General features: G+C 39.6%; 16 protein-coding genes, 3 rRNA genes and 1 pseudogene. 2 read left to right on the forward strand and 18 right to left on the reverse strand.

Features of this window, described 5'->3' with window-relative positions:
• Window position 1 precedes the first annotated feature (1 nt).
• The 12 genes from ruvB to yunB all read right to left on the reverse strand — a co-directional run bounded on the left by ruvB (window position 2) and on the right by yunB (window position 12125).
• Complete coding sequence (gene ruvB / locus PRVXH_RS09980; RefSeq protein ID WP_353892634.1) at window positions 2–982, reverse strand: Holliday junction branch migration DNA helicase RuvB; 981 nt, start codon at window positions 980–982, stop codon at window positions 2–4.
• Entirely contained in the window at window positions 982–1590 is a 609-nt protein-coding gene (ruvA, locus tag PRVXH_RS09985) for a Holliday junction branch migration protein RuvA (protein WP_353892635.1), read from the reverse strand. Before ruvA ends, ruvB begins: the two co-directional genes overlap by 1 nt.
• Complete coding sequence (gene ruvC / locus PRVXH_RS09990) at window positions 1587–2093, reverse strand: crossover junction endodeoxyribonuclease RuvC (protein ID WP_353892636.1); 507 nt, start codon at window positions 2091–2093, stop codon at window positions 1587–1589. The genes ruvA and ruvC overlap by 4 nt, the downstream gene beginning before the upstream one ends.
• 91 nt (window positions 2094–2184) lie before the next feature.
• On the reverse strand, window positions 2185–2925 hold the full coding sequence (locus tag PRVXH_RS09995) for a hypothetical protein (protein ID WP_353892637.1): 741 nt from the start codon (window positions 2923–2925) through the stop codon (window positions 2185–2187).
• 54 nt (window positions 2926–2979) lie between these two features.
• Complete coding sequence (locus tag PRVXH_RS10000) at window positions 2980–3699, reverse strand: YebC/PmpR family DNA-binding transcriptional regulator (protein WP_353892638.1); 720 nt, start codon at window positions 3697–3699, stop codon at window positions 2980–2982.
• Between the two features lie 77 nt (window positions 3700–3776).
• A complete protein-coding gene (gene nadE / locus PRVXH_RS10005; protein ID WP_353892639.1) occupies window positions 3777–4508 on the reverse strand; it encodes an NAD(+) synthase in 732 nt (243 codons plus the stop codon).
• Window positions 4498–4956, reverse strand: a complete 459-nt coding sequence (locus tag PRVXH_RS10010; RefSeq protein WP_353892640.1) for a DUF523 domain-containing protein — start codon at window positions 4954–4956, stop codon at window positions 4498–4500. Before PRVXH_RS10010 ends, nadE begins: the two co-directional genes overlap by 11 nt.
• Window positions 4937–5641, reverse strand: coding sequence for a DUF2225 domain-containing protein (locus PRVXH_RS10015; protein ID WP_353892641.1), 705 nt, complete (start codon window positions 5639–5641; stop codon window positions 4937–4939). Before PRVXH_RS10015 ends, PRVXH_RS10010 begins: the two co-directional genes overlap by 20 nt.
• 239 nt (window positions 5642–5880) lie before the next feature.
• Window positions 5881–5996, reverse strand: a 5S ribosomal RNA gene (rrf, locus tag PRVXH_RS10020).
• A 44-nt stretch (window positions 5997–6040) separates the two neighbouring features.
• Window positions 6041–9015, reverse strand: a 23S ribosomal RNA gene (locus PRVXH_RS10025).
• Window positions 9016–9184: 169 nt separating this feature from the next.
• Window positions 9185–10710 (reverse strand): 16S ribosomal RNA (locus PRVXH_RS10030).
• Together the 16S, 23S and 5S rRNA genes form the textbook arrangement of a ribosomal RNA operon.
• Before the next feature lie 707 nt (window positions 10711–11417).
• On the reverse strand, window positions 11418–12125 hold the full coding sequence (gene yunB, locus PRVXH_RS10035) for a sporulation protein YunB (protein ID WP_353892642.1): 708 nt from the start codon (window positions 12123–12125) through the stop codon (window positions 11418–11420).
• A gap of 181 nt (window positions 12126–12306) precedes the next feature.
• On the opposite strand from yunB, the gene PRVXH_RS10040 reads away from it, so the two are divergent.
• Window positions 12307–12795: a hypothetical protein gene (locus PRVXH_RS10040; protein WP_353892643.1), complete on the forward strand. Its 489-nt coding sequence runs from the start codon at window positions 12307–12309 to the stop codon at window positions 12793–12795.
• A gap of 52 nt (window positions 12796–12847) precedes the next feature.
• On the opposite strand, the gene tyrS is transcribed toward PRVXH_RS10040, so the two are convergent.
• Window positions 12848–14053, reverse strand: a complete 1206-nt coding sequence (tyrS, locus tag PRVXH_RS10045) for a tyrosine--tRNA ligase (protein WP_353892644.1) — start codon at window positions 14051–14053, stop codon at window positions 12848–12850.
• A 338-nt stretch (window positions 14054–14391) separates the two neighbouring features.
• Window positions 14392–15787: pseudogene (locus PRVXH_RS10050) on the reverse strand (ISLre2 family transposase).
• Between the two features lie 254 nt (window positions 15788–16041).
• Here PRVXH_RS10050 and PRVXH_RS10055 point away from each other — a divergent pair.
• Window positions 16042–18984, forward strand: coding sequence for a transglycosylase domain-containing protein (locus PRVXH_RS10055; RefSeq protein ID WP_353892645.1), 2943 nt, complete (start codon window positions 16042–16044; stop codon window positions 18982–18984).
• A gap of 45 nt (window positions 18985–19029) precedes the next feature.
• On the opposite strand, the gene PRVXH_RS10060 is transcribed toward PRVXH_RS10055, so the two are convergent.
• From PRVXH_RS10060 to PRVXH_RS10075, 4 genes are all read right to left on the reverse strand, one after another.
• Window positions 19030–19671, reverse strand: coding sequence for a pyroglutamyl-peptidase I (locus tag PRVXH_RS10060; RefSeq protein ID WP_353892646.1), 642 nt, complete (start codon window positions 19669–19671; stop codon window positions 19030–19032).
• Window positions 19672–19685: 14 nt separating this feature from the next.
• A complete protein-coding gene (locus PRVXH_RS10065) occupies window positions 19686–22049 on the reverse strand; it encodes an endonuclease MutS2 (protein WP_353892647.1) in 2364 nt (787 codons plus the stop codon).
• Window positions 22050–22055: 6 nt separating this feature from the next.
• Complete coding sequence (locus PRVXH_RS10070) at window positions 22056–23708, reverse strand: PHP domain-containing protein (RefSeq protein ID WP_353892648.1); 1653 nt, start codon at window positions 23706–23708, stop codon at window positions 22056–22058.
• Between the two features lie 109 nt (window positions 23709–23817).
• Window positions 23818–24354: a CvpA family protein gene (locus PRVXH_RS10075; protein WP_353892649.1), complete on the reverse strand. Its 537-nt coding sequence runs from the start codon at window positions 24352–24354 to the stop codon at window positions 23818–23820.

Raw genomic sequence — 24354 nt, forward strand, 5'->3', positions numbered from 1 at the left:
GTTAACGCATATGATTATATCCTTTTTCAGTGATCACTCTACCTCTTGGTGTTCTATTGATCATTCCAATTTGCAATAAGAAGGGCTCAATTACATCCTCGATAGTAGTCGATTCTTCGTTAATAGTAGCGGCTACACTCTCTAGCCCAACTGGCCCACCATCATAGACATCGATCATAGTTTTTAAGACCATTCTGTCTGCATTGTCTAGCCCGTATTCATCAATTTCTAAAAGATTAAGGCCGCTTTTTGAAATTTCCTCATCTATAATACCCTTGCCCTTGATCTGAGCAAAATCTCTTACCCGTTTTAAAATTCGATTAGCAATCCTCGGCGTTCCCCTTGATCTACAAGCAATTTCTTTAGCACCAGCTAATGCGATATCAACCTCTAATATCTCTGCTGTTCTTGTTATAATCTCCACTAAATCCTCTTTCTTATAAAACTCCAATCTTGAGATAATACCAAACCTATCTCTAAGTGGAGAAGATAACGCTCCCGCTCTCGTCGTAGCCCCAACTAAAGTAAATGGTGGGATATCGATACGTACAGACTGAGCACCTGGTCCTTTTCCTAACATTATATCTAAAGAAAAGTCCTCTAGCGCTGGGTATAAAATTTCTTCTACAGTTCTATTGAGTCTATGTATTTCATCTATAAAAAGAACATCAAAAGGCTGTAAACTAGACAAAATAGCTGCTAAATCACCAGCACGCTCTATGGTTGGACCTGAGGTCACTTTAAAGCCTGCCCCCATTTCATTAGCTATAATATTTGCCAATGTTGTTTTACCAAGACCTGGCGGTCCGTATAACAGTACATGATCTAAGGGCTCATTTCTTCTTTTTGCAGCTTCTATGAAAATCCTTAAGTTTTCTTTAGCTTTATTCTGACCGATATATTGATCAAAACCCTGGGGTCGTAGGCTGAGCTCTTTTGTATCTTCCTGCTGTTTATTAGCTGAAACTATTCTCCCCTCCATTACATTTCACTCCCCTTAGCGACCTCTTTTAAAACGGCTTTAATAACCATTGAAACATCACTGGCTCCTTCTGAAATAGCTTTTCGGACTTCCTTTTCAATTTCTCCCTTTTTATACCCCAAGCTCATTAAACCATTCAACGCTTGGTTATATAGGTTAGGGTCAGTCTCTGCCTTCTCTGGCGTACTTACAGGTATATAGTTGTTTATAGACTCCTTCAGTTTATCTTTTAAATCAATAACTATTCGCTGAGCAGTTTTCTTGCCTATACCACTTACCTGTGTAAAAGGTTTATAGTCATTATCCTTGAGCGCAGAAACTATTTCAATAAATGTTAGTTGATTAACAATAGCTAAGGCACCTTTTGGCCCCACTCCAGACACTGATAGTGCCTGGTTAAATATCTCTAAATCGTCTTTGCTAGTAAAACCATACAAGGTTGTGCTGTCTTCTTTAACAATATGTTCAGTATGTAGAAAAATTTCTTGACCTATTGTAGCTGCCACCTTGATGCTGGGGACATAAACCTTATAACCTAAATTTCCACAGTCAATAACCAAGTTATCTTCATTTATAGCATGAACCTCTCCTCGAATAAATGCTATCAACGACTCCATCCTCCTTTTTGAGCAACTACATTCATAGCTGAAAAATTATTATGACATATAGCTATAGCAAGACCGTCAGCTGCATCATCAGGTCTTGGAATTTTTTCTAAGTTTAAAAGCGTCTTAACCATTGTTTGTACTTGTGGCTTTGTCGCCCTTCCATAGCCTACGACACCTTGTTTAATCTGTAGTGGAGTATATTCATGAAGTTTAACACCTTTCTTTAATATAACCATTAAAATAACTCCTCTAGCCTGTGCGACAGTTATTGCAGTTTTAACATTTTTATTAAAAAAAAGCTCTTCTACAGCTACTACGTCGGGCTTATACATATCTATTAACTTTTCTAAAGAATTTGCTAAACTTAACAGTCTTTGCGGCTCTTCTAAGTCTTTACTAGTTTCTATAGTTCCATAATCTATGGCCTTTAGCTTGTGGTTTTCCTTCTTTACTATTCCGTAGCCTAAAATTGCAATACCAGGGTCTAAACCTAGGATAATCATATCTTTTCCCCCTCTCCATTAACATTTTACCCTAATAATGCAAAACACGCAAAAAGCTGCTGACTTGAATAGCCAGCAGCTTTTTAAAACATTAAGAAGCATAATTCTCTAAAATATCTATTAAATCACCCAATGATTCTATTCTTCCCTCATCTTCTAACATTCCAATTGCATCTGCTCTAATTTCTAGATCTAAAAATTGAATCAAAGGCTGGCTATGAACTGGCTTGTCTTTAAATAAAGTTAACTTTCCTCTGAAAACCCCTATATATAGTTCATAGCTATTATCTAGCGGGATTCCCTCCTGAAATTTTTGTAACTGCTCTTGATCACCTACAAAATTAACGATATTTTCAAGCCTTTCAGTTTCATTACCTATCTTTGGATGGCCTTTATAAAATACCAAGCTTGTACCTTCTATTTTTGCGTATTTGTACTCTAAACAATTTGAGCAAAATTCTTCTTCACTCTGTTTAAGTATCAAAATTTCCTGATTAGTTACTTGCTTAGGTTCTAAATTAGGATATTGTTCCTTAATCTCTTCATTAAAATCTCTAATGGTTTCACCTGAGAACCTTCCTTCAAAGTATTTAGCTTTTTTTGGGTCGTTAACTTCGCCACACACTTCGCACTTATAAATAACCTTTACCACTAAGTCATCTTTAAAGGTTGGAGGCTCATCTTCGTTAGTTGGTATGCTAACATTTTCTTGCTCAATATCAGGTGCAGATGCTGGGAGCAAGTACAAAAATGAAGCTATTAAAACAATAAGCAAAGCAACCAATATAACTATAACAGCGTAAAATTTCACTAATCTTCCTTTATAAATCATAAAAATCACCCCACAGGTATTATTTACCATGGGGTGACAGATATACATATAACTTTATTCGACATTTGTGTAGATATTTTGCACATCATTATGATCATCTAGAACCTCTTCTAATTTCTCCATCTTTTCTAAGTCAGATTCACTTAGACTCACGGTGTTTTCCGGGACCATAGAAACCTCTTCAACTTCTAATTTATAATCATTATCTTCTAAAGCTTTTTTTACCGTCTCGAACTCTTCCGGCTCGCAGGTTATTTGGAAAATCTCGTCAGTTGATTTTACATCTTCAGCTCCTGCTTCTAAGGCAACAAGAAGTAGTTCATCTTCCTCAACTTCATCGTTTTTTTCAACAACAAACAAGCCTTTTCTATGAAACATCCAAGAAACACAGCCTGACTCACCTAAATTACCATTATTTTTAGAAAATATATGCCTTATTTCACCAGCTGTTCTATTCCTGTTATCTGTTAAAATATCTAACATTACAGCAGCCCCACCAGGACCATATCCTTCATATACAATTTCCTCAAAGTTTTTGCCGTCTAAGTCTCCTGTTCCTCTTTTAATCGCACGTTCGATGTTATCATTAGGCATATTATTTGATTTAGCTTTTTGGATTGCTAGTCTTAATTTAAAGTTGGTGTCAGCATCAGTACCTCCCTGTTGCACAGCCACCATTATTTCTTTGGATATTTTAGTGAAAATTTTTCCTCTCTGCGCATCTTGTCGTGACTTTTTATGCTTTATATTAGCCCATTTTGAATGTCCAGCCATCTTTATTGCATCCCCTTTCAGTTGCTAAAAATGTACTATGTTATTTTATCATACGAAAGAAGGCTTGACAAAGGAGGTTAAAACTTTAGCGGACCGATATCTTTATATTGAGCAAAAGTTTGTCTTTTATGCTCAGTGGCTTTATACTTACTAATAATCTTCTCCCTTACTTTTGGATCAACTTCTTTACCGTCTAAAAAGTCATCAACATCACTGTATCGAATTCCTAGCTCTTGCTCATCGGTTTGTCCTTCCCATAAGCCTGCAGATGGGGGTTTGTTAATTATCTCTTGAGGTATATTAAGCTCTCGAGCCATATCAAAAACTTGATGTACTTTAAGGTCAGATATGGGGTTTACATCTGATCCACCATCCCCATATTTTGTAAAATAACCCAACACTATCTCAGCTCTGTTTCCGGTTCCTAAAACTAAATAATTTTTTTGTTGTGCTATAGCATAAAGAGTTGTCATTCTTAGTCTTGGTTTAATATTACTTTTAGCCTGGTCATTTAATGGCTCTTTTACCGATTCTAAAATAGTATCATAAGATTTAGACAAATCAACAACTTCATACTCCACTTCCAAGGCTTCACAAAGTTTCTTTCCGTGTTCAACATCTTCTTTTAAGGAATAGCAAGGCATGATTACGCCATAAACGTTATTAGGAAAAGCTCTTTTAGCCAAAGCCGCAACTACAGCGCTATCTTTCCCGCCGCTAATCCCCAATATTAGACCATCGGATTTAGCTTGTTTGACATATTTTTGTAAAAACTTTACTCTGCTATCTATTTCCAGGTTATGACTCATTAAAATCCTCCTCTGTTAATACTTTAATGTTATTCTTTTTGAACAAAGCCGCAGTCACGCCGTCTCCATTTTTTAGCCTGCCACAAAACTGACCATCGTAGATCTTTCCACTACCACAGGATGGGCTTTTGGCTTTTAATACAGAAACTTTTACGTTGTTTTCTTTTGCTAACTGATAAGCCTTTTGGGCACCTTCTAAAAAATTTTTTGTAACATCATTTCCAAGTTTATTAACTACAGAGCCTTCACCCTTTAGTATATCTTGACCATCACCTTGTTGCAACTCTGAAGGAGGTCGTGGGGTTGGTAAGCCTCCTAAAACTTCAGGGCAAGCTAAAATAACTATTTTATCTCGACAAAACTCCGTTACTGCTTTATTGTAATTGTTTGATCCATTGTATTTACATGACAAACCTAGTAAACAACTACTAACTAACACTTTGGCCATCGCTTTGTTCTTCCTTTTTAACTTTTTCTTTTACTTCGTTCCATCTTTCTCGTGCCTTTTTCTCAATCGATTGATGCAAAGATCTTTCTTTATGTTCTGTAACTTTTGAGAACCAACGAATCGCATCGTGATTTTTCCCTGTTCTGGCAGAAAGCTCACCGATTAAATATATAATGTAAACCTCAGGCTGTTCATATCCGCTGAGCTTACCATTTTCATAAGCCTGTTTATAATACTTTTTAGCTGTTCTTAAAAATTTATACTCCTGGGCTCCGTCATTTTTATATCTGAAAAACCAAGCTAACCTTAAAGATAGACCAGCTAAAACAAGGTCATGCTCTTCTATAGTTTGCGCAGAAATGAAAGCTAGCTTATATGCCTCTATGGCCGGTCCAATACATCGCGCCATTGAATATTTATGACGTTTATACCATTTAGAAGCTAACGGTTTAAAAGCTTGCTTTTGTTCATCCTTAAGTTTGGTAGAAAAGTTCTTCGTAAAAGAAAATCCGCAGTTAGGGCATACAAAGACCTCATAAAAAAAAGGATTTTCCCCTTTATAATATGTACAAAAATCACTATCTTGATTTTGTTTGACGACCTTACTGGTCTTAACTTTTAAGCTTTCAAAACTACTTTCGCAATATAAGCAATCGACACTTACATTATACAAAGGTGTCCCCATTAAAATCCCTCCTAGTTTATATAAGTACTACTTCTATAATTTTCTATATTTTTCCTGCTCAAAAATAGTTACATTTTAAAGTCAGATGCAGGCTTTAGTAGGAGCAGATGGAGACTAAGGTCCGCACTCAGAGATTAACAAGTCAGATTCTTTAAGAGAACTAGCTTTGTGTTTATAAAGAGTTGCTTATTAACAAAAAAAAGCACCTAACCAAATAATATGGTTAGGTGCTTTTGCGTACCCAGCGACGTCCTACTCTTCCAGGGGGTAAACCCCAAGTACCATCGGCGCTGAAGAGCTTAACTGCGGTGTTCGAGATGGGAACCGGTGGATCCTCTTCGCTTTTGTCACTGGATAAATTACCATAAGGAATAAAACTAAGTCATTATCTAAACTAAGTTGGTCAAGTCCTCGACTTATTAGTACCGGTCAGCTAAAGGTATTACTACCTGTACACCTCCGGCCTATCTACCAGATAGTCTATCTGGAGTCTTACTTGGACAAGCCAATGGGAAGTCTTATCTTGAGGGTGGCTTCGCGCTTAGATGCTTTCAGCGCTTATCCGTGCCGAACTTAGCTACCCAGCACTGCCACTGGCGTGACAACTGGTACACTAGAGGTTCGTCCATCCCGGTCCTCTCGTACTAAGGACAGATCCTCTCAAACTTCCTGCGCCCGCGACAGATAGGGACCGAACTGTCTCACGACGTTCTGAACCCAGCTCGCGTACCGCTTTAATGGGCGAACAGCCCAACCCTTGGGACCTACTACAGCCCCAGGATGCGATGAGCCGACATCGAGGTGCCAAACCTCCCCGTCGATGTGAACTCTTGGGGGAGATAAGCCTGTTATCCCCGGGGTAGCTTTTATCCGTTGAGCGACGGCCCTTCCACTCGGTACCGCCGGGTCACTAAGCCCGACTTTCGTCCCTGCTCGACTTGTAGGTCTCGCAGTCAAGCCTCCTTATGCCTTTGCACTCTACGAATGATTTCCAACCATTCTGAGGAGACCTTGGGGCGCCTCCGTTACTCTTTGGGAGGCGACCGCCCCAGTCAAACTGCCCACCTGACACTGTCCTAAAACCGGATTACGGTTTCTAGTTAGAATTCCAACATTCACAGGGTGGTATCCCACTTTAGGCTCCTAGAAGACTAGCGTCCTCTATTCTCAGCCTCCCACCTATGCTGTACAGTCAATGCCAAAATCCAATATCAGGCTACAGTAAAGCTCCACGGGGTCTTTCCGTCTTGTCGCGGGTAACCTGCATCTTCACAGGTACTACAATTTCACCGGGTCCTTCGTTGAGACAGCGCCCAAGTCGTTGCGCCTTTCGTGCGGGTCGGAACTTACCCGACAAGGAATTTCGCTACCTTAGGACCGTTATAGTTACGGCCGCCGTTTACTGGGGCTTCGGTTCAGAGCTTCGCTTGCGCTAACACGTTCCCTTAACCTTCCAGCACCGGGCAGGCGTCAGCCCCTATACTTCATCTTTCGATTTAGCAGAGACCTGTGTTTTTGATAAACAGTCGCTTGGGCCTATTCACTGCGGCCTCCTCTCGCTCAGTACGGATGTACTTCACAATATCGAGGCACCCCTTCTCCCGAAGTTACGGGGTCATTTTGCCGAGTTCCTTAACGAAGGTTCTCCCGAGCGCCTTAGGATTCTCTCCTCACCTACCTGTGTCGGTTTACGGTACGGGCACCGCGCTTCTTGTTAGAGGCTTTTCTTGGCAGTGTAGGATCAGTTAGTTCCCCCAAATTGGGTTCTCTTAACCTCTCAGAATAGATAGAGGCGGATTTGCCTACCTCTAATCCCTACTGGCTTGAACGCACTAATCCATCAGTGCGATAACCTACCTTACTGCGTCACCCCATCACTCAAACAAAGCTTGGTGGCACTGGAATATCTACCAGTTGTCCATCGCCTACGCCTTTCGGCCTCGGCTTAGGTCCCGGCTTACCCTGAGCGGACGAACCTTCCTCAGGAAACCTTAGGTTTTCGGCGGAGATGATTCTCACATCTCTTTTCGTTACTTATATCAGCATTCTCACTTCTAAGCGCTCCACTGCTCCTTACGGTACAGCTTCGCCGCACTTAGAACGCTCCCCTACCAGTATTACTACTCCATTGCTTCGGTGGTAAGCTTTAGCCCCGGACATTTTCGGCGCAGGATCACTTGACCAGTGAGCTATTACGCACTCTTTAAATGGTGGCTGCTTCTAAGCCAACATCCTGGTTGTCTAAGCAATCCCACATCCTTTTCCACTTAGCTTACACTTTGGGACCTTAACAGATGGTCTGGGCTGTTTCCCTCTCGACTATGGACCTTATCACCCATAGTCTGACTCCCAAGGTCAAAATATATGGCATTCGGAGTTTGACTGAGTTCGGTAACCTGGGTTAGGCCCCTAGCTCAATCAGTGCTCTACCTCCACTATTCATCCTTGAGGCTAGCCCTAAAGCTATTTCGGGGAGAACCAGCTATCTCCGAGTTCGTTTGGCATTTCACCGCTACCCACAGCTCATCCCCTAATTTTTCAACATTAGTGGGTTCGGGCCTCCATTTTGTGTTACCAAAACTTCACCCTGGCCATGGGTAGGTCACTCGGGTTCGGGTCTACACATACAAACTAGTCGCCCTATTAAGACTCGCTTTCGCTACGGCTCCATGGCTTTACCATTTAACCTCGCTTGCAAATGTAACTCGCTGATCCATTATACAAAAGGTACGCCATCACCCGCTTATGGGGCTCTGACTGTTTGTAGGCACACGGTTTCAGGTTCTATTTCATCCCCCGCCTGGGGTACTTTTCACCTTTCCCTCACGGTACTTGTTCACTATCGGTCGCTGGGTAGTATTTAGCCTTTGGAGGTGGTCCTCCTAGATTCTTACGGGGTTTCTCGTGTCCCGCAATACTCGGGTGGCTACTTGGATAGAGTAAAGCTTTTCGGCTACAGGACTTTCACCTTGTGTCGTTTGGGTTCCCAACCAATTCGCCTAAACTTTAATTTTGTAACTATCCCAAGTGACTGTATCCACTTGTAAAGTAACTCCCTCAACCCACTTTTAGCAACGCATACAGGCTTACACTAAAAGTGTTTAGGCTCTTCCCCTTTCGCTCGCCACTACTTAGGGAATCGAGTTTTCTTTCTCTTCCTCGGGGTACTTAGATGTTTCAGTTCCCCCGGTTGTCTCCTACCACCCTACTTATTCAGGTGGTGGTACCACAGTATTAACTGTGGTGGGTTGCCCCATTCGGAAATCCGCGACTTAAAGCTTGCTTGCAGCTAATCGCGGCTTTTCGCAGCTCGCTACGTCCTTCTTCGACTCCCAGCGCCAAGGCATCCGCCGTGCGCCCTTTGTAACTTGACCTCGTTTTTCTCGTTTAAACATAATGAAATTGTATCTACCACGCTTTTTTATATCTCGGGTTGATACTTCTTAGTTTTATCCTTATGGGTAATTTCAAAGATCGGTTGAAAGACTAGGTCTTTCAAAATTAAACAGCTATGCTACTAACCTTGAGGTTAAAGCTCCTTAGAAAGGAGGTGATCCAGCCGCACCTTCCGATACGGCTACCTTGTTACGACTTCACCCCAATCATTCGCCCCACCTTCGACGGTTGCCTCCTAAAAGGTTGGCTCACCGGCTTCGGGTGTTGCAAACTTTCGTGGTGTGACGGGCGGTGTGTACAAGGCCCGGGAACGCATTCACCGCGATATGCTGACTCGCGATTACTAGCAACTCCGACTTCATGCAGGCGAGTTGCAGCCTGCAATCCGAACTGAGACCTGATTTAAAGGATTTGCTCCAGATCGCTCCTTCGCTTCCCGTTGTTCAGGCCATTGTAGCACGTGTGTAGCCCAGGACATAAGGGGCATGATGATTTGACGTCATCCCCACCTTCCCCCGGTTTATCACCGGCAGTCTCCTTAGAGTGCCCAGCTTAACCTGCTGGCAACTAAGAATAAGGGTTGCGCTCGTTACGGGACTTAACCCAACATCTCACGACACGAGCTGACGACAACCATGCACCACCTGTCTCTCTGCCTCAAAAGAGGACGACTTTATCTCTAAAGCCTTCAGAGGATGTCAAGCCCTGGTAAGGTTCTTCGCGTTGCGTCGAATTAAACCACATGCTCCGCTGCTTGTGCGGGCCCCCGTCAATTCCTTTGAGTTTCAACCTTGCGGTCGTACTCCCCAGGCGGGGCACTTAGTGCGTTAACTGCGGCACAGAGGGTATCTAAACCCCCTACACCTAGTGCCCAGCGTTTACGGCGTGGACTACCAGGGTATCTAATCCTGTTCGCTCCCCACGCTTTCGCATCTCAGTGTCAGGTACAGTCCAGAAAGTCGCCTTCGCCACTGGTGTTCCTCCTAATATCTACGCATTTCACCGCTACACTAGGAATTCCACTTTCCTCTCCTGTCCTCAAGTTTGACAGTTTCAAATGCAATACGGGGTTAAGCCCCGCAGTTTAACATCTGACTTATCAAACCACCTACATGCTCTTTACGCCCAGTAATTCCGGACAACGCTCGCCCCCTACGTATTACCGCGGCTGCTGGCACGTAGTTAGCCGGGGCTTCCTCTTGAGGTACTGTCATTTTATTCATCCCTCATAACAGAAGTTTACGATCCGAAAACCTTCATCCTTCACGCGGCATTGCTGCGTCAGGGTTGCCCCCATTGCGCAATATCCCCCACTGCTGCCTCCCGTAGGAGTCTGGGCCGTGTCTCAGTCCCAGTGTGGCTGATCGTCCTCTCAGACCAGCTATCCATCGTTGCCTTGGTAGGCCGTTACCCTACCAACTAGCTAATGAAGCGCGGGCCCATCCTTTAGCGATAAATCTTTCTTCTTTTAATCAGGTGATTAAAAGAAGGTATCCGGTATTAACATCAGTTTCCCGATGGTATCCCGATCTAAAGGGCAGGTTGCCCACGTGTTACGCACCCGTCCGCCACTAGGTCCATTAAGAGCAAGCTCTCAATTTCCCTCGTTCGACTTGCATGTGTGAGGCATGCCGCCAGCGTTCGTCCTGAGCCAGGATCAAACTCTCCATAAATAGTTTATGAAAAGCTAAAATTTAGCTCAACTTACTTAAATAATAAAAAAGAAATTAACTTTAAACCTTACTGGCTTTTGCATTAGCTGTTCAATTTTCAAAGACCTAATTTGTTTGCCGCCGTGTTTCAGCGACAAGTAATACTATACCATTTATTCGTTTTTGTGTCAACAACTTTTTTATTTTTTTTAAAAGCTGTTGAATATTTTTGCCGCCGCTTGTTTCAGCGACAGTTATATACTTTACCATCATTTTTACCAAAGGTCAAGGATTTATGCGTGGAAAATAATGGGGACCGTTTTGGTGGTCAGCGGATAGCAGGTAGCGGATAGGAAAACCTAAAACCAGTTGGATGGTTGGATAGTTAGATAGGAAAACCTTGTAATGAGACCCCAATGGCTGTAGGGGAGCAGTGTCTGCTCCCGAACATTATGTCCCACGTATCTCAGTGGGACTGTTCTTCCTTACATATATGGTAACAAATAAAAGACCCAAATGATAAAAACCTAGGGACAATGGGGACTGGTATGCTGTCCCATCGTTTCCCAATGGGACTGTCGTACCTGTCCCCTCTGTCCCGAGATGGCATGACCTAGATGGAACAACCCTAAATGGCGTAGGGGAGCAGTGTCTGCTCCCGAACATTATGTCCCACGTATCTCTGTGGGACGGTTACTGCTTACATATATGGTAGCAAATCAAAAGAGTTACTCTATCATTGGCAATGGTATATCAAAATCTTGATTTCCTAAAGGTAGGTTTATCACCGTATCTGGTACATCTCCAAAATATGTAGCTGTTACAATAGGTGTGTATGTCTCAACTTTAACTGTCGATGATACAAATGGAATTACAATCTGGACATCCGCTTCTATTCCTATTCCCACTTCGTGGGATACTATATTTATACCTGTAGGATGAAACTTCTGCTCAATGCCTGCGTTTACTGTACCTATGGGCACTAGATTAACTGGTATCCTAGGACCATAATCCGCTAAGATTTCACTGCCTAAAGCTTGACCTAAAGGTATCCTTATAGTCTCAGATTTAATGCTTTTTAAAGCTTCCTGAACGTTCATAGTAGTTAGCGTCTGAATTCTAGCTATTTCCATATTGTTTACTTCTGCCATAGCTATGTTACCGCTATAGTCCTTTTGTATATATATTAAATGTTCATACCTACTCTCTTTAGCTATATGTACGTCAATGGCACTGTTGATGGCCTCTGTAGCAATAACTCTTGCCCTTGCCTCTGCTATAGCAATAATTGTCGGCCTTAGACTAGATTCAATAAATACGAAGGTAGAAACAAGTATATAACAAATAAAAAGCACTAATATGCCTATTACAAATTTTCTTTGTAATAAATTAGGAAGCAAAGGTCGTCTTTTACCAAACCTTTTTCTTCTCAACATTATAATCCCCCTTAAACTATACTACAATAATATATTCTTTTATCAAAAAATATAACACTAAGTTTTATATGAGGATATTCTTGCCTCTAAACTCATCAGCGTTTAGTATATTTTATTTATATTGAGATATATTATTTAATATCGCCTACCATAATCTAATGTAAAGGAGATGGAAACTTCAATGAAAAAAGTCTTTATATCGTTGGTAGTGTTGTTTATGCTATTAACGCAAACTGCAAGCACTTTATCAGTTATGGTAGATCAGGAAAAAACTTTGATTGTTTCAGGAAAGCAAAACATGATTAGATATGAAGTATATCAGGGAGCAATTGATGAACACTATGTTCTAAGATTGTATAAAGATGCTCAAAAAGGTTATACACCACAAATTCGAGACATAGTCGTCGATTTGGAAGTAGAAAATGGCAACCTTTTATCTGTTGCCCCTGCCGGTAAACTAGACCAAAACATATCACAAAATAAGTTTTACTCTAGTAGAGGGCTAAACTCACAGCTAAAAGATGAGGGATTGTTTTTAGTTTTTAAAACAGTACCCGCTGAGAATAGTGGAACGGTTAATATCACTTTTTCCACTACAGAGTACACTCAGCTTTCAAGATCTTCAGAAACAAAGGTAAGTGATAACATATCTTTCGAAATTACAAATTAACTTTTTGCATATTAAAAGCCCAGCTTTCACTAAAGAAAGCTGGGCTTTTATCTTACTTAAATACAATGTATTTAAATCTTCTTTTGCCAACCTGTACTAAAACCTTATCATTTGGTTTTTTCATTTTTTCATCGTTATATTGCTCTTGATTTATTTTCACTGCGCTTTGTTTAACCATTCTTCTACCTTCAGAGGTGCTTTGGACTAACCCTGCGTCAGCTAAAACTTTAGGTAGCCAAATAGTTCCCTCTTCATCTGCACTTACATCAATTTCTATTTCTTCTATATCAGTAGGTATCCTTCTTTTTTGGAATACTTTCTGAAACTCTTGTTCCGCCATATCGGCTTGCTCTTGTCCATGATATATAGAAACTATTTCCCTACCTAGACGCATCTTAAAATCTCTTGGATTTGTATTTCCTTCTTCCAGTCGGTTTTTAATATCGTTAATTTCCTTTAAAGGAACATCTGTACACAGCTCGTAATATTTTACTATTAAGCTATCAGGTATAGACATTACTTTACCGTACATGTCCTTAGGTTCGTCTGTTATACCAATGTAGTTATTTAAGCTTTTGCTCATTTTTTGTTTGCCATCAAGTCCTTCTAGGATTGGAAGGGTAATAACTACTTGAGGGTTTTGTCCTGCTTCTCTTTGTAGATCTCTAGCAACTAAGAAATTGAACTTTTGGTCGCTTCCTCCCACCTCAATATCAGATTCTAAATGAACAGAATCTTGAGCTTGAGCTAGTGGGTATAAAAATTCGTGAATACTGATTGGGGTACCAGATTTATATCGTTTTTCAAAGTCATCCCTTTCAATCATCCGAGCCACTGTGTATTTAGAACTAAGTCTTATAACATCATCAAATCGCATTTCACCTAACCAGCTGCTGTTATATACAACCTCTGTTTTAGATTTGTCTAATACTTTGAAGACTTGTTCTTGATATGTTTTGGCATTTTCTAGTATTTGCTCACGAGTTAACATCTTTCTTGTTTCTGATTTACCGCTTGGGTCCCCTATAGCAGCTGTAAAATCACCGATTACAAATACTATTTTATGACCTAACTTTTGTAAATCTCTAAGCTTTCGCATCGGAACCATATGCCCTATATGTAAATCTGCGGCAGTAGGATCTGCGCCGTATTTTACTATAAGCGGTCTATCCAGCTCAAGTCTTTCCTCAAGCAACTTCTCTGAAATTATTTCATCGGTGCCACGCCGTAAAATTTCCATCTTTTTTTCTAATTTCACCTTAAAAACCTCCTAACAATACCTCTATGTATAATATGTTATATTATCATTTTAGCCAACTTAAAGCAAACTCAACCTAATGATAGTGTCAAGACACTGTAGGTTAAAAAAAGGAACCTCATTTCCACAATACATATAACATTTAACAAGACCGTGGCGGCCTTGACATCCACCCCGCCTGTGGTTCTTGTTTAAAAACCGATGGGCGGCTCCGAGGACATTACATTTTTTTCCACCCCATCGGTATAGGACATTATACCACAGGCGGGCCCCCGTCTGCCAAGGCTTCCCTGCGGCGCCACTACTGTAACCTCCGGGCTCACCAAGAACATTTTAGTTTAAATGCTAATTTTATTATTAAGGCCTCTTAGCGCTACTCTTGTTAAGTTTACTCCATATTCCATTACTGGAACATTACTAAAACTTTCTTTGCCAATCTTTTTTCTCGTTTTTAAATCTTTTAACTGTTTCCTAACTTCAGTTGTCAATTCAATTACTTTATTGTCTTTTTGCTTATAAGTTTCTAGGTAGTGGTCTTTAACTTGCTCTTTGTTTGCCTCCACAGCTCGCATAGATGCCATTTTTTTTGCCCCATTTAGACTCCAAGCCATAGGGCGACTGCTCAAACGGGATGATAAAACATGGCTCACATGCCCTTCGGCACTGCACCCTATCTCTGGATTTTCAATTGATGCCTTTATACCATCCCAAGTGTTCTTAATATAGGTTATAGTTTTTTGTATTCTCTTTTTCCTTGGTTTGCTATCTGCCTTTGCAAGTGCTTCTTTTAAGTTTTCTAAGACAGCCTCTCTATCTAGCTTCTTTATGTTTTTATAAATCTTTGTCTTTAAGTTTGGAGCATGAGCTGTAGCCATTATGATGTATTTAGATAAATGAAACTTATCTAAGATAAACGTGGAGCTAGGAATGTATTCCAGCCCTGAGCGTATCCATTTTGCTCCATCGCCTAGTATATAAATATCATTGATACAATTAACATCGTATTGGGAATATATGAAATCGCAGACTCTAAACCAAAAGTCTTCCGGCTTTTCATCAATAGAGGTAAAATACTTAGGATTTATTAGCATACGCCTACCATTAACTTCTTTTACGCCTTCATGAACATAGATTAGTCTAGCTTGTGCTCCCCTTTTAGAGCGTACTGATAAATGGTCTTCATCGGCTTCTATATAAAGTGTGGGAACTTCTTTTTTATCACAAGGGATCTCATAATCTTTTGCCTTAAAGTCTCTTACTGTATTAGCAGCTGTTTGTTTGCTTAACTTTAACTCTGAGTTATATCGGCTTAGTTCCTGTGTTGCTTTTTCGTACGAAAGCTTTGTAGTAGCTTCAAGCAACTCGGATTTTAAAGTAGGTTCTATTCTCATATGTGCTGTTATGCCAGCATTTTCATCTGCTAAATAGGAATATTTCTTAGTCTCTTTGTTTTTAAAGTATGTTCGTTTATAGGTCATTTCACCAAAAGGGGTGAGTATACTTTTATAGTCGCCTTTTCTTTCTATGACCCAGTCCTTTCGTTCTTTTTTATCTTTAACTATTTGTTGATCCATTGCTTCAATTACTTCTTGCATTATCCCTACACCAAGACCATCTAGTTCCTTTTTTAATTCTTTAGTAAAAGTATTGTAGTCAATACCTCCCTTCAAGAGTTTCTAAAACTTTTTCAGTTACATGAAGGATTTTTTCTTCTACTACGCGAATTATTTCCATGAGGAACCTCACTCCTTTGTTTAGGATTATTCTCGTGTGGAGAATTTTGAGGTTCCTCTTCTTTTTTTAAAAGTATTTTTCCTGCTTAAATCCTACAATAATTTTACACTAACCAAACTCAACCTAATAAAAAGAGGTATTTAAAGTAGATTAGCTGCATTATTAACTTTTACCTGTAAATGTGCTATAATCTTTATTAAGATTTTTAATAAATCTTAGTTTAAAGTGCCCAATAGATGAAGGGAGAGATTAATTTGCGGGGAAACAAGGGGAATAATAAATCGCATCGTGCAAATACCGATAATCAAAAGCAAAAAAATAAATCTGATTCCAAGTTCAAACCATTTATGAGAGGTACCCTTAAAGTTTTAAAAGTGTGCTTAATCATAGGTATTCTTGGAGGTTTCTTAGGAGCAGGAGTCGCTTTTGGGATGGTTGTGGCTTCAATTCATGACGTTCCTGACATGGATAGAGACAGACTTGAGGTAATGGCTATTCCCTCAACGTTTTATGACACAAATAACAATCAATTTTTCGAAACAAGTCGAGATGTTAGTAGGGTAGCTTTAAGCTACGATGAAGTTCCACAAGACTTAAAAAATGCCTTTTTAGCGGCAGAAGACCAAAACTTCTATAGCCATCCTGGTTTTGACATAACAGGCCTTGGTCGAGCTGCTGTTAATCACTTAACAGGTCAACCTATGGCTGGTGGTGGAAGTACTATAACCCAACAGTTAACTAAGCAAGTTGTGTTAAGAGATAGCTCCACAAACCTAAGAAGAAAAATCCAAGAGCTGTACTTAGCGTTACAAGCTGAAAAATTCTACACAAAGGAAGAGATTTTTGAGTTTTATATGAATGGGGCAGTTCATTATCGGGGAAATACCCAAGGAGTTGGTGCAGCTGCCAATGATATTTTTGGTAAAACTGTAGACGAGCTCACTTTAGGGGAGATAGCTATAATTGCTGGTGCGCCTAACCTTCCTTACAGGTACACTCCTACAGAAGATAATAAAGAGGGAGCTCTACAACGTAGAAACCATGTGCTTAGAAGGATGTACAGAAGCGGATTTATAACTGCAGAAGAACGGGACGAAGCTATGGCAGAGGAAATAAAGTTAGCTTCGTCAAGTAATGACGAAAGTGATTACAGTAATGTTAAGTATCCGGGTTTTGTAACCTATATTAGAGATATTGAAGGCATTAGAATTTTACAAGAAGTTTATGGCTGGGACTCTACTCAGGCAGAAAATGAGATGTTCAATGGTGGTTTTAAGATTTACACCACCTTAGATCCTAAAATGCAAGAAAAAATCGAAAACATTATGAATAACAGTAACGAATATCTTGCACCTGTTAAAGATAAAGATGATAACTTAGTACACCCTCAAGGCAGTGCTACTATGATTAACCACAATACAGGGGAGCTTGTCGCCCTTTTCCCTGGTAGAAATCACACCGTAGGTGATAGTGTAAGGCCTGCGCAAAGCTCTAGACAACCAGGTTCGGCAATCAAGCCTATATTAAGTTTCGCACCAGGATTTGAAAATAAAACCTTAACTCCTGGCACTGTTTTAGATGATGCGCCTATTGATTTTGGTGGTTATACTCCTGAAAACTGGGACCGTAGATTTAGAGGTTTAATTACTTCACGGGAAGCTCTTAGCGCCTCAAGAAATGTCCCAGCAGTTAGTGCCTTTTGGATGAATACTAGGGGAAATATGGCTTTTGCTGAAGAGCTAGGCTTAGATTATTCCACTTCTCCTGAAGCGGTCCTTGCCTTGGGTACCCGTGAAACAACAGCAATCCAACTAACCCAAGCTTACGGCGCTTTTGCCAATGAAGGAATGTTAAATGAAACTTTTGCCATCAAGAAAATTGAAGACCGGAATGGAAGAGTTGTATACGAACATAACCGTCAAAGTAAAGAAGTTATGTCTGAACAAACTGCATACCTAGTTACTGACAGTTTGCGAGATGCTATAACACCAGGCCTTGGTACCGCAGGTTCAGTTAGAAATATATTCACCAACAATGCTGCTGCCAAAACCGGTACATCTAGTATGTCTGACGGATGGCTTGTTGGTTATACTCCTCACTATACATTAGGTGTATGGATGGGGTGGGATCGTAATGAAGGTAGTATCGGCAGTTCTAATGTTGTGGGTACATGGGCACGTATCATGCGAGATACTCATTCTAACTTGCCTAACACATCCTTTAATAGGCCATCGGGACTAGTGTCTATACCGATTAGCACAAAGTCTGGTAAGTTGCCAAGCGACCTAACACCATCAGAGTTTATAAGATCGCATCTATTTCTAAGTGGGACTGAGCCTACCGAAGAGTGTGATGCTTTTGTGGAAGTAGAGGTTTGTAAAGTTTCTGGTCTATTAGCTACTGATAGCTGTCCTCCCCATCACAGAGAAACTAAAGTAATGCTACAACCTAGAGACTATTTAGAAACAGATAGCAGGTGGGAACTAGGGCGTGCTGGAAGAGTGCCTGAAGATATTAGCTTAATGGCTCCTGAAGATGAGTGTGACATGCATGATTCTGACGCACAGCCTCCTTCTAATTTAGGTTACCAAATTCATGGTGATGGCATAGAAATTAGCTGGTCATCAGGTGATAGTGGTGATAGATTTAACATTTATCGTTCCAGTAGCGAAGATTCTGAGTTTACTAAGCTTAATACTTCTCCCATAAGAGAAACTCACTTCTTAGACACTAATGTTAGTCAAGGTGTAACCTATAGATACTATGTTACTAGAGTAAGGGATGAAGATAGCGAAACCCGTCCATCAGATTTTATCGAAGTAGAAATGCATGATGGAGTTCAGGCAGTCAAAAATATCAGTGCAGAAAAGATAAGCGGAGGAGTCAGAGTGACATTTGAAGAATCCTTCGGTGCAAGACACTATCGTATCTACCGCAGTACTAGCGCTGATACAGGATTTGAACGTGTTGAAAACGCCAGAGCTAATGGCAATGTCGGCCAAACGCAAAACTTTACCGACAACAAAATAGAACCTGGTAATACCTACTACTATTATGTGGTAGCTGTTTCAGGAAATGATAAAGCTGACCCATCACCAACGGCTGAAGTTAAAGTTTTAGACGACGATACTGACAATGGCGATGATGCTAGCGACGATGAATCAAATACAAGCGAAGCAAACGGTAACGATGAATAATAAAAAAGCTCCCCGACGGGAGCTTTTTTATTATTCTAAAGTTATTTAATGAGTTCTTCCTAACTTTTTATTTACGCTGGCCTTCAAATTATTATAACAAATTCCTATTACCATTTCTTTTATTATTGAGGCTACTAGCTGAGGATCCATGGAAGGTTGATTCTTATTTACCACTTGCCTCGGTGAAAAAGGAATGTGTACAAAACCTACTTTCGTTGTAGTTCCCCTAAAGTAATATAACGAGCTATACATAATGTAATTACAAACATATGTCCCTGCTGTGAAAGAGATATCTACCGGTAGCTTAAGTAACTGCAAATGATTCACCAAATCTTCAACATGTAATGTAGAGAATATCCCGTCAGGGCCACCATTAACTATAAGTTCTTCTAACGGTTGATTTCCCTGATTATCTGGTATAGCGGCATTTTTATAATTGACTGCAACTTTCTCTAAGGTAACTTTAGCTCTTCCACCCGCTTGACCTATGTGTATTATAATGTCGTATTGTTTGTCGCCAATCATATTTAATACATCTTCAAAGCAGTTAAAAGTTGTAGGTAAGCAAGCTGTGTCTAGATTAACTCCTAAAATGTCGTCATCTTTTAGATAGCTTAGCACTTCAAGACTTGGGTTTTCTTTCTCTTTGCCAAATGGCTCAAATCCAGTAATAAGTACATTTTTCACAGTTTCCCCTCCTATCACTTTAACGTAACTATGCTAGCTCCCTGTCCCCCTTCTTTAAACCCACCAAACCTTGTGGAGTCAACATGAGGATGCTTCTTTAAATAACTGGTTATTCCCTCCCTTAACGCTCCTGTTCCTTTGCCATGAATTATAGTAACTTCTTTTAAACCCGCGACAAATGCTTCGTCTAAAAACTTATCAACTTTTAGGATACCTTCTTCCACATTTTCACCTCTTAAGTCTAAAGAATTTTTAGCGCTACTTTGAGCAGAAGCACCTTTCCCAGGGGTATAAACAGTGGTGCTAGGTTTTTGGTTAGATTGGAGCAATTGTAAATTTGATATCGGAGTTTTTACCTTCATAATCCCCACCTGACAAAGAACCTTTCCTTCTGAATCAGGAAGGCTTAAGATGGTTCCTTTTTGATTTACATCTAGCAACTTGACCTGTTCGCCTTTTTTAATTTTATCTGCTGTAACGTTTCCTTTTTCCTTTTCCCCAGAATATAAGTCTTTATCTATGGTTTTTTTAAGTCTTTGCCCATAAGTTGTTAATTTTCTATCTAAATCACCTTGAACCATTTCGCTACCCTGTCTTTTTAACTTTCTAATTTCTTTAACTAGCTGCTCGCTCTCTTTTTTAGCTTGGCGAACAATATCTCTAGCTTCTTCTTTTGATTTTTCTAGAACATTTTTCCGTTTCTGCTTCAGCTGCTCATTTTCATTGATATATTTAGATTTTACCCTTTCTACTTCTTCTTTTTGTCGCTCTAACGCTTTTGCCTTACTTTCATAGGCCATGCGTTTTTGCTCTAAATCTTCAATCATGTTGTCAACTTTAGTATTTTGTGTACCCATTACTTTTTTAGCTTTATCCACAATTTCATCACTTAAGCCCAACCTTTTAGAAATCTCAAAGGCGTTGGATTTTCCAGGTATTCCCACAAGCAACCTATAGGTTGGTCTCAAGGTTTTAGAATCAAATTCCACAGACGCATTTTCTACGCCAGCGTTTTCATAAGCATATGTTTTTAATTGAGAGTAATGAGTGGTAGCTATAGTTAATAGCCCCCTTTGCCTAAATAAGTCAAGTAAGCAGGTCGCTAAAGCAGAGCCTTCTATAGGATCGGTACCAGCTCCTAGTTCGTCAAAGAGCACCAATGAATTTTCTCGCGCCTTTTTTGTTATTTCCACAATATTTGTCATATGAGAAGAAAAAGTACTAAGTGACTGCTCTATGCTTTGTTCATCACCAATATCTGCGTAAATACCGTCAAGTAGCGGAAAGCTTGAGTCTTCTTTAGCTGGCACAAACATACCGCTCAATGCCATGGCTGTTAAAAGGCCAACTGTCTTGAGGGTTACTGTTTTCCCTCCAGTATTAGGTCCAGTAATTATAAGTGTAGTAAAGTCAGCACCGAGACGTACGGACATGGGGACAACTTCTTCATCGCTTATTAAGGGGTGGCGCCCTTCGTTTACTTTTATTAGATTTTCAGTGTTAATAATAGGTAAGCTAGCCTTTTGTACTTTGGCAAGTTTTGCTTTTGCGAAAACAAAGTCTATTTTTCCAACCAATTGATTGATAATTTCAAGATTTGAGCTCTCAGCTGCAACTTCTGCAGATAACTGGATTAAAATCCTTTCAATCTCGTACCCTTCTTTTTTATACAACTCTGTTAACCTATTACCTATCTCAACAGCGTAACTAGGTTCCACAAAAAGAGTTTGCCCAGAGGCTGATAAGTCATGAACTATGCCAGGAACCTGTCCTTTATAATCTTTGTTCACCGGTATCACATAACGATCATTTCGCTGAGTAATAATCGGTTCTTGTAGGTACTTTTGATTTTTGGGGTTTCTTATATAACTTTCAAGTTTCTCCCTTAAAGTGTTGTGGTTTTTATAAATGGACCTGCGTATAGACTTGAGCTCAGATGATGCCTCGTCTTTTACTGAGCCATCCTCATCAATACATTTAAATAGGTTTTCCTGTAAATCTTTACATCGATCTAAATCTTTTACCATTGAGTATAAAAACGGCGTTATATCTTGGTGTTTTTCAAGATAATTGACAATATCCTTAAAACACCGAAGCAGCATAAATATATTCCTAAGCTCTTTTCCTTTCAAACTGCTACCCACATCTGCTCTCTTTAGATAATCAGTACAATCAACGAGCTCCTTTAAGGGTGCACTACCATATTTTAAAACTTCCACAGCTTCTGCTGTAAGCGTAATCTCTCTTTTTAATTGTTCTAGGTCATTTATAGGTTTTAATTTGGTGCTAACTGACTTGCCAACCTCTGACATAGCCTTCTCTGTTAGCATAGTCACTATTTTATGGTACTCTAACGTTTTTAAATGCTTGTAATCCAAAACGAACTACCTCCTTAGATAATCCAAGAGTTTCTCCCTCTCCCAACAGTTTATTATATCTTCTTTTGATAGCCAACCCCTTTTTGCCACGGAAATTCCCAAATCTATATTAGAAAGTTCATCAGCACTATGACTATCAGTGTTGACAGATATATAACCCCCCATACTTTTTACAACTCTCACCCACTTTTCGTCAAGATCCAATCTATATGGAGAACTGTTTATTTCTATTGCTTTTTTCTGTTTGTGGGCTTCTTTTATCACAGCCGGTATATCAATTTCATAAGGCTCTCTTTTTAAAAGCAACCTCCCAGACGGATGCCCAATGATATGAACTGCAGGGTTATTTATAGCGTTAATCATCCTTTTTGTCATTTCTTTTTTTCCCATCTTAAAGTTAGAGTGTACCGAGGCAACGATAACATCAAAATTTTTTAAAAATTCGTCGTCAAAATCTAAGCTGCCATCCTTTAAAATGTCAACTTCTACTCCTTTTAGTAGTAAAACATCGCTCTTTTTCTGTAAAGCATCAATAGCTTCAAATTGTCTATAAAATCGCTCTTTATCTAATCCACCAGCTATCTTTAACGACTTACTGTGATCAGTTATAGCTAAGTAGCTATAATTTAATTGTTCAGCTTTCTTTACCATTTCTTCTAATGAGCTTAAGCCATCACTATAGTTTGTATGTATATGTAGGTCACCCTTAACATCACTTTTTCGTGCTAGCATAGGTACCCCAAAGTTTTTGGCTAAAGCTATTTCACCTTTCCCCTCTCTAAGCTGGGGGGGGACGAATTGGATTTTAAGTTGTGAATAGATCTCTTTTTCATCTTTATCTTTACACATTTCTTTGCTAAAACCAGCTACTTCTAACCTTTTTAAGTGCGACTGAGCGCCAGTGTATTTTATAAGGTTGTACCCTTTAAGGCTAGGATTACAATGATAGATTATTAGGGGAATTTTAAAATCACTAATTTCAAATTTCCCTTTTTTAAACTCAACCTTAGAGAAAGTTTGCTCTATTTTATGAGCAATAGAATTTTTTGAAGTTACTATGAGAATCTCAACCCTAGTTATCAGTTTACTTTGACGTCGCAAATCACCAACAATGCATATTTGATCCCCTTTTGTTAACGAACTTTCCAGCATGTTTTTAACCTTATCACACATAACTTTACCACTAACTAACAAGTGTTGTCTACCATAGGCTAAGTATTCCAATAAGTTTCTCTTAATCTTCTGAGCAGTTTGCGGCCCTATCCCGTCGATTTTTGTTACTTCTCTTTTTTCTAAGGCGATCTGCAGATCTTTAATGCTTGATACATCAAGCTTTTTGTGTAACTTATGCGCTAAACTTGGTGTTAAACCAGAAATATAGGTTAACTCTGCCAGCCCGTCGGGCACCTCTTCTTTTAACCTCTTTAACTTAGTGCTATAACCTAACTTAACTGTTGAGCTGATTTCTTTGGCTAGTTTTTCCCCTACACCAGGTAACTTAGTTAGAGAGCTACTCTCCATCAGTTCTAAAACTGGCTCAGCTCTCTCTATAGTCCGTGCCGCTTTTATATAACTTTTACCTTTATAGGGATTTTCACCTTTAAGCTGCAGGTAATTTCCTATCTCTTTTAATATTAACGAAAGCTCTAAATTATCCATATATACCCCCGCTTGTCAGATTATTCACTTATAAGTATACCCGTCTATTTATATTTAAAAACAAAAGTCCAGCACCGAAAATCCGTTGCTGGACTTAACTTAAGTTTTTTTATACCTGACCAATTATATCATGCAATCTATTATACATTCGAGGGAAAATGTCTTCAAGCTGGGTAGCTATTAATGATGATTCCAAGGAATTTTGTATTGTAGGTATTGCCATAAAAGAAAGAATCCACACTAACAAGACAGAAAGTACAACTCCCTTAACAAGGCCTATTGCTGTTCCGCCTACTTTATTAAACGATCCAATAACAGGTATCTTGTTAAAAACTGAGGTAGTAAAAAGAAGAAATGATAAACCATAACGAACTATAAAAAACACTATTACAGCTCCTACTGAATTCATAAATGATAAAATAGGATTAACTCCACCCTCCACTGCCGTCTGAACAACGATTGACTCAGCTAGGGTTTCTAGGCCTAAAGCTCCCAAAATGGTGCTACCTACAAATGGTCCAAGCCTAGATGCAGCAAAGTAAGCGATCAAAATGCTGCTTAGCTCTAGAACCATTCTAATAAGGCCTTTATTCCTTCCTATATAAACATTTAGTAATATAAAACCTATTAATAAGATATCTAGCAC

This window comes from Proteinivorax hydrogeniformans (genome assembly GCF_040515995.1).
GTDB lineage: Bacteria > Bacillota > Proteinivoracia > Proteinivoracales > Proteinivoracaceae > Proteinivorax > Proteinivorax hydrogeniformans.

Coding starts and splice junctions, on each gene's coding strand:
- ruvB (WP_353892634.1), bottom strand. CDS start 982: ATGGAGGGGAGAATAGTTTCAGCTAATAAACAGCAGGAAGATACAAAA.
- ruvC (WP_353892636.1), bottom strand. CDS start 2,093: ATGATTATCCTAGGTTTAGACCCTGGTATTGCAATTTTAGGCTACGGA.
- PRVXH_RS09995 (WP_353892637.1), bottom strand. CDS start 2,925: ATGATTTATAAAGGAAGATTAGTGAAATTTTACGCTGTTATAGTTATA.
- PRVXH_RS10000 (WP_353892638.1), bottom strand. CDS start 3,699: ATGGCTGGACATTCAAAATGGGCTAATATAAAGCATAAAAAGTCACGA.
- nadE (WP_353892639.1), bottom strand. CDS start 4,508: ATGAGTCATAACCTGGAAATAGATAGCAGAGTAAAGTTTTTACAAAAA.
- PRVXH_RS10010 (WP_353892640.1), bottom strand. CDS start 4,956: ATGGCCAAAGTGTTAGTTAGTAGTTGTTTACTAGGTTTGTCATGTAAA.
- PRVXH_RS10015 (WP_353892641.1), bottom strand. CDS start 5,641: ATGGGGACACCTTTGTATAATGTAAGTGTCGATTGCTTATATTGCGAA.
- yunB (WP_353892642.1), bottom strand. CDS start 12,125: ATGTTGAGAAGAAAAAGGTTTGGTAAAAGACGACCTTTGCTTCCTAAT.
- PRVXH_RS10040 (WP_353892643.1), top strand. CDS start 12,307: ATGAAAAAAGTCTTTATATCGTTGGTAGTGTTGTTTATGCTATTAACG.
- PRVXH_RS10070 (WP_353892648.1), bottom strand. CDS start 23,708: ATGGATAATTTAGAGCTTTCGTTAATATTAAAAGAGATAGGAAATTAC.